Genomic DNA, 6,434 nt, shown 5'->3' with positions numbered 1-6,434 from the left:
GGCCGCAGCCCCCGGCCTTGAGCACGCGTTTGGTCGAGGCCGGGTATTTCTTCAACTTTGCCGCCGGCCGGATCGGCCGCGGCGCGAAATTGCCGCCGCAGTTCGGGCAGACGCCGCCGAGAACATTTTGCGCACAATCGGCGCAGAAGGTGCATTCGAAGGTGCAGATCAGCGCATCCGCCGCCTCGGGTGGCAGATCCTTGTCGCAGCATTCGCAATTGGGTCTGAGTTCCAGCATCGGATCCTCCTCACCGGATCGGTTCGTGCACGGTCACCAGCTTGGTGCCGTCGGGAAATGTCGCCTCGACCTGGACGTCGTGGATCATCTCGGCAATGCCGTCCATGACCTGGGCGCGTGTGACGACGTGGGCGCCGGCCTCCATCAGCTCGGCCACCGAGCGGCCGTCGCGGGCGCCCTCGACGACGAAATCGGTGATCAGCGCGATCGCCTCGGGGTGGTTGAGCTTGACGCCGCGTTCCATTCGCTTGCGCGCCACGATCGCCGCCATGGCGATCAGCAGCTTGTCCTTTTCACGCGGCGTCAGGTTCATGCGTCTTCTCGGTACTCAAGATCAAAGTAGTCGAAGGTCAAAGTGACCATAATTTGGGCAGGCCAGCCCGTCCGTTGAGCAGCTCGACGAGCGGAACCAGCCGCTTGCGGAGCTGGTAGCCGTCGCCGGCGGTGAGCCTCGCAAGAAGCTTGCCAGATTGCCCGACGCTCCAGAAACTGGCGCCACCCTGATCACCGATAATCGCGCGGGCAGGCTCCAGCATGGTTTCCGCATGCGGGGAGACGAGAAGCATCGTTGCAATTGCAAGCGCGCCACCGGCCACGGCCTGGCGCTGGAGCCCGGCCGCGATATCCGGGCCGATGCGAAAGTCCTCGGCGTGGATGAGCCTGCCACCCTGGCGAACCCGCCAGCGGTCATGAAAATTGCCCAGGACCGTCCGTTCGCCCATCGCAAGCCGGCCGAACAGCGTTGCCTCCAGGAGCAGCGCCTCGGCCCCGACCGCCAGCTCGATATCCAGCGCGCGGGCGAAGGCCGCGTGGTTGAAAACGATGGTTTCCTGCGGCAGCCAGGCAATGCGGCCATCGGCGCCAACTGCGAGCCTGACCTTCGTCTCGGCCCGGTCGGATGCGGCGCGATAGATCTTCTCGCAGGCCTGGGTGGTGATCGATGCCGAGGCGCCCTCGCCGACCTCGATCTCCCAGCCCAGCCGGTCGCCGCCCGTCAGCCCACCGGCCGTGTTGATCAGCACGGCCTCGAGCGGGTCGCCCTGCACCGCCGGCATGCGAATCTTCGCCGATCCGTCCTGATAGAGACGTTGAAGGCGGCTCCTGCCGCGGCTCTTGCCGCAGAAAAGCCTGCCTCGCCCGGCAACACGTTGCGCGGCAGGCAGCGAAATCAGGATAGTGTCGATCATGTCCACGGCGCCAACGTTAAGCACTCCACCGGCTTTGTCGATATATAGCTTGTTGCTTGACATCGTTTCGGTTTCTATAGAGGGAGCCACCTTGGAGCGGTCACACGGATTCCTGGCGAGGTAAGGGGCGACGACGTTTGTGAATCCGGGGACACAGGGGCGCTGATCAGTTGGCGTCGGAAAACGACAGGGGAAGGAACCGAATGGCTGACCAGCTGACGACCGAAATCATCGAAAAGATCAAAGCGCATGCCGAACCGGGCGGCGAAGAAATCACGCCGAGCACGGATCTCAACACGCTGGGGATCCATTCGCTGGAATTGACCGAGATCATCTTCGATCTCGAGGAGAAGTACGGCATCGAGATCGAGATGAACACGGTCGACGCCTGGAGCAACCTCAAGAACGTCGGCGACATGGTCGAGGCGGTTCGCGAACTGATCACGAAAAAAGCCTGACTGCATGCTCAAGCGCGTCGTCATCACCGGCATTGGCGGAATATGCGGGCTCGGCACCGATGTGCCGGCGATCTGGGACGCCATGCGCGCCGGCCGCTCGGCAATCGGCCCGATCGACAATCCTTCGCTGCATGACCTGAAGGTCAAGGTCGGCTCCGAAATCAAGGCGTTGCCCGATCACGGCATCGACCGCAAGCAGGTGGTGTCGATGGACCGCTTCAGCCTGCTGGCGGTGATCGCGGCGCGCGAAGCGATGCGGCAGTCCGGACTGGTCGCGCATACCGACAACACCTATCGGATGGGTGCCGTTGTCGGCGTCGGCGTCGCCGGCTTCGAGACGATCGAGGAGAATTACCGCGCGATCCTGATCGAGGGGCGCAACCGCGCTGCTATCTTCACCGTGCCGAAGGTTATGCCAGGCGCGGCCGCCGGCCAGGTCAGCATGAGTCTCGGCCTGCGCGGACCTGTGTTCGGCGTCACTTCGGCCTGCGCGTCGGCCAATCATGCCATCGCCTCGGCCGTCGACCAGATCCGGCTCGGCCGCGCCGACGTCATGGTCGCCGGCGGCACCGAGGCGCCGCTGGTCTGGGGCGTGCTCAAGGGCTGGGAGGCGCTGCGCGTGCTCTCGCCCGACACCTGCCGGCCGTTCTCTGCCGACCGCCAGGGCCTGTCGCTCGGCGAAGGCGCAGGCATGGCGGTGCTGGAAAGCTACGACCACGCGATGGCGCGCGGCGCCACCATCCTTGCCGAGATCGCCGGCGCGGGCCTCTCGGCCGACGCTTCCGACATCGTCGCGCCGACCGTCGAGGGACCGGAAGCGGCGATGCGCTTCTGCCTGGTGGATGCAGGGCTCAATCCCGAGGACGTCGACTATCTCAATGCGCATGGCACCGGCACCAAGGCCAACGACCAGATCGAGACCGCTGCGATCAAGCGCGTCTTCGGCGAGCATGTGAGCGCGCTCTCGGTCTCCTCGACCAAGTCGATGCATGCGCATTGCCTTGGCGCCTCGGGCGGGCTGGAGATGATCGCCTGCGTCATGGCGATCCGCGACGGCATCGTGCCGCCGACTGCCAATTTCCGCGAGCCCGACCCCGAATGCGATCTCGACGTGACGCCGAATGTGGCGCGCGAGCGCAAGGTGCGCGCAGCACTGAGCAACAGTTTTGCCTTCGGCGGCACCAATGCCGTGCTGGCCTTCAAGGCGATCTGAGACGGGCGATCTGAGATGGGCGACCCGACACGGGCGCTCGCCGGCGCCGGACGCGTTCCCATCCTTGCGGGTGCTTTGGCTGACTGACCGTCCACGGGGGGTCGATTGCCGGCCATATTGATCCCGAAGGGTCGGGATCCTAATTCTTGCCCACCCGCCACGCGCGCCGCCACGCGCCCATCCGCATCCGGAGCCCCGATGACCGACCTGTCCGCCTTTCCGATCGCCAAGCGCTGGCCGGCCAAGCATCCCGATCGCCTGCAGCTCTATTCATGGCCGACGCCCAACGGTGTGAAGATTTCGATCGCACTGGAGGAGATCGGCCTGCCTTATGAGCCGCATCCGGTCGACATCGGCAAGAACGAGAGCTGGACGCCGGAGTTCCTGTCGCTCAACCCGAACGGCAAGATACCGGCAATCATCGATCCGAACGGGCCCGGCGGTAAGCCGATCGGGCTTTTCGAATCCGGCGCCATCCTGCTCTATCTCAGCGACAAGACCGGCAAGCTGATCCCGGCCGATCCCATCCGGCGCTACGAGACGATCCAGTGGGTGTTCTTCCAGATGGCCGCGATCGGCCCGATCTTCGGACAGGTCGGCTTCTTCAACAAATTCGCCGGGCGCGAAATCGCCGACAAGCGGCCGCTGGAGCGGTATCGCGACGAGTCGCGGCGCCTCATCGGCGTCCTGGAGACGCGGCTCAAGGGCAGGCAATGGATCATGGAAGACGAGTTCACCATCGCCGACGTCGCGACGCTCGGCTGGGTGCGCAATCTGATCGGCTTCTACGAAGCGCGCGATCTGGTCGGCTTCGACGATTTCCCCGGTGTCGCGGCATGGCTGGAGCGCGGCCTCGCACGGCCCGCCGTGCACAGGGGCCTGACCATCCCGGCCAGGGGCTGAGTCGCTCTATTTGGGCTTGGCTTTGGCGCCGCCTCGGCCGAGCACGGATGCGGCAAGCCGCGCGGTGGCCACCACCGCGCCGGTCGCCACGCTTGCCACAGTGCGGATCGGCCCCGACCTTGCCGCCGGCTTATGAGGCTTCGCGGCCTTTGCGGGAGCCTTGTGCGCCGTGCCGGGCACGACCTTCTTGGGCGCCGCTTTGCCGAAGCTTGGCTTGGCGTCCTTGGAGCGCTCGGCGGTCGCCGGAGCGGCACCAGCTCTGGATTGATTGGCTCTGCTTCTTGCAGGCGCGGGTTTTCTGGTCTTGGTTGCCATAAGACGGTTTCCTGTTATTCGCGCAATTCCGGAAACCGTTACACACTTTCCTGGAATCGCGTCAGTGTCGGACAATTCGGGTCATGGAGATAACGACCTGTAAATCTTAAGGTTCCCGCCCAAAACTCGTGAAAATTGAGCAGGTTAACCAATCACCAGATCGGCCTCCCTGCGGCGCGCCAGCACGCGCTCGATATTGGGCATGTCGTTGGAGGCGATCCAGGCGCGGGCGTCCTCGTCGGACTTGCCATGGCCGCGCCAGCGCTCCATCAGCCGGCGCTCGAGCTCGTTGCGCGGGACATCGACGAAAATGGTGAAATCGAACAGCTCTGCCAGCCGCGACCACGGCTCCTCGTCGAGCAGCAGATAGTTGCCCTCGACCAGGATGAACTTGGTGTCGGCGGAAATGATCTCGGCGGCGGCGCGCGAGAGTTCGATGCTGCGGTCGAAGACCGGAATGGCAATGTCCGGCTCGCCGGAGCGGATCCGCTTCAAAAGCGTCTCGAAGCCGGCAAAATCGAAGGTTTCCGGCGCCCCTTTTCGGGCGCGCAGGCCGCGCCGGTTGAGCACGATGTCGTCGTAATGAAAGCCGTCCATCGGCACGACTTCGGACGTGCCCTCCGGCAGCAATTCATGCAGCCTGCCCGATATGGTCGACTTGCCGGCTCCCGGCGGGCCGGCAATGGCAACAACGAAACGCTTGGCCTTGCCGGCGCGCTTGAAGATGGCGGCGGTGATATGGGCTAAGTCAGACATCAGCGCCTCTTCGCTAGCGACTCCGGCCGCATCTTGGCGGCACCGGGGAGAAATTTCAAACGGTTATAAGGCTCTGCCGCACGCCTTTGAGATCGGTCGGCATCCTATGGCGGAGCAAGGGCCTCAGGCGGGCACGGAACGGCCGATGCGCAGGAATTCGCCGTCGAACGGTATCTCCTTCGCTGAGCCATTCGGGGCAAGGACGCGCAGTCGATCGGTCGCTTGTTCCAGGCCGCTTGGCGGTTCGACGTCGGCTGCCGGAACCGCGCCGATGACATGGCGGAAGGAGACGCTGCGCCCTTCGGCAAGCGCGAAGGCCGTCGCCACGCCCTCATGCTTCAGCCAGTTGTCGCCGAGCGAGGCGGCGTGGCCGACCGCGGCGCGGCCGTCCTCGATGCCGAGCACGCCGACATGGCGGCCGCTCCAGGGCGCATAGTCGCGCCCGCCATTGCTGAACCACAGCATGGTGACCGGCAGCTCGGCCGGGTTCTTCAGCACCAGCACCAGATCCTGCTCGGCGCGGCGGGCGAGCGCCGTCCAGCCCGGCCCGCCATGATCGGCCTCGACCAGGGTGATGAAATCCTCGCGCCGGTCTTCCATGCGGTAATCGGCGAGATCGGCGGTGCCGCCGGCCGCGAGCGGGAAACGGGTTAGGTCGGTGGCGCGGGCGGGATAGGCCAGACGAAACCGGCCGCGCGCCGGATCGGGCTCCAGCGGGGTCTCAGGCGTGACCGCCAGACGTTTCGGCGAGAAGGCGAGCCGGCCGCCGTCCTGCATCGCCGTCATCGGATGGTGGGCGACGGAAATGGCGCCGGAACCGCCGGAGAAGATGTGTTCCTGGTAGAGGAAGGGATGGTTGTCGCGGAGCGTGAAGAGCTTGTCGATGGAAGCACCCATCACCTTGCGCCGCAAGCGGAAAACGGCGCGCCAGCCGCCGGCGATGGCACTGCTTTCGACGACATCCCACTCGCTGTTGGCGGGCCAGCCATGGAGGGGTGCTTCCTCGACATCGCTGGTGGAGAACGGCGCGCAGAGGAAGTCGCCGGACAGGCGCACCGTGCCTTCGGGGAGGTTTTCCGGCAACGTCGCGCGCGGCGAGCCGACCCAGGACGCGCGGTGCAGCGGTTTTAGGCGGCGGCCATCGGCCTCGATTTCCAGGGCGGCGATGTGGCCGACGGCGAGATCGAGGGAGACCGAGATGCCTTTTGCGTTGATGCTGAGGGTGTCCATTGCCAAACCTCGAATCTTCGGTGACAACAAAGCCTGACCGGCGGCAGGGGCGCAAGCAGGGCGATAGGCATTTTGCATCAGGCCAATGCCACCAATTGTTGAACTCGGCGCTGCCGACCTTGAAGGCAATGCAC

At 65.2% G+C, this 6,434-nt stretch carries 9 protein-coding genes; 3 read left to right on the top strand and 6 right to left on the bottom strand.

The window, feature by feature from the left end; all coding sequences use genetic code 11:
- The 3 genes from EOA32_RS31300 to EOA32_RS31290 form a co-directional block, all read right to left on the bottom strand.
- Window positions 1-238 (bottom strand): DUF1272 domain-containing protein (locus EOA32_RS31300; protein ID WP_128373778.1); only part of this gene is annotated, 238 nt, incomplete at its 3' end.
- A gap of 10 nt (window positions 239-248) precedes the next feature.
- On the bottom strand, window positions 249-551 hold the full coding sequence (locus EOA32_RS31295; protein WP_066999125.1) for an urease subunit gamma: 303 nt from the start codon (window positions 549-551) through the stop codon (window positions 249-251).
- 37 nt (window positions 552-588) lie between these two features.
- A complete protein-coding gene (locus EOA32_RS31290) occupies window positions 589-1,431 on the bottom strand; it encodes an urease accessory protein UreD (protein WP_189407523.1) in 843 nt (280 codons plus the stop codon).
- A 197-nt stretch (window positions 1,432-1,628) separates the two neighbouring features.
- Here EOA32_RS31290 and EOA32_RS31285 point away from each other — a divergent pair, with 197 nt between their 5' ends.
- The 3 genes from EOA32_RS31285 (at window position 1,629) to EOA32_RS31275 (ending at window position 3,999) form a co-directional block, all read left to right on the top strand.
- Window positions 1,629-1,883, top strand: coding sequence for an acyl carrier protein (locus EOA32_RS31285; protein WP_128373776.1), 255 nt, complete (start codon window positions 1,629-1,631; stop codon window positions 1,881-1,883).
- Between the two features lie 4 nt (window positions 1,884-1,887).
- Window positions 1,888-3,096 carry a beta-ketoacyl-[acyl-carrier-protein] synthase family protein gene (locus EOA32_RS31280; protein WP_066999123.1) on the top strand — a complete coding sequence of 403 codons (1,209 nt, stop codon included), beginning with the start codon at window positions 1,888-1,890 and terminating at the stop codon, window positions 3,094-3,096.
- A 198-nt stretch (window positions 3,097-3,294) separates the two neighbouring features.
- Window positions 3,295-3,999, top strand: a complete 705-nt coding sequence (locus EOA32_RS31275; protein ID WP_128373775.1) for a glutathione S-transferase N-terminal domain-containing protein — start codon at window positions 3,295-3,297, stop codon at window positions 3,997-3,999.
- A gap of 6 nt (window positions 4,000-4,005) precedes the next feature.
- On the opposite strand, the gene EOA32_RS31270 is transcribed toward EOA32_RS31275, so the two are convergent.
- The 3 genes from EOA32_RS31270 to EOA32_RS31260 form a co-directional block, all read right to left on the bottom strand.
- Entirely contained in the window at window positions 4,006-4,314 is a 309-nt protein-coding gene (locus EOA32_RS31270) for a hypothetical protein (protein WP_067323952.1), read from the bottom strand.
- Window positions 4,315-4,458: 144 nt separating this feature from the next.
- Window positions 4,459-5,070, bottom strand: a complete 612-nt coding sequence (locus EOA32_RS31265) for a nucleoside triphosphate hydrolase (RefSeq protein ID WP_095782158.1) — start codon at window positions 5,068-5,070, stop codon at window positions 4,459-4,461.
- 123 nt (window positions 5,071-5,193) lie between these two features.
- Window positions 5,194-6,300, bottom strand: a complete 1,107-nt coding sequence (locus EOA32_RS31260; protein WP_128373774.1) for a hypothetical protein — start codon at window positions 6,298-6,300, stop codon at window positions 5,194-5,196.
- Between the last annotated feature and the right edge of the window lie 134 nt (window positions 6,301-6,434).

Source organism: Mesorhizobium sp. M1A.F.Ca.ET.072.01.1.1, assembly GCF_004023325.1.
Taxonomy (GTDB): Bacteria; Pseudomonadota; Alphaproteobacteria; order Rhizobiales; family Rhizobiaceae; genus Mesorhizobium.
This window is presented reverse-complemented; position numbering and strand designations above follow the sequence as displayed.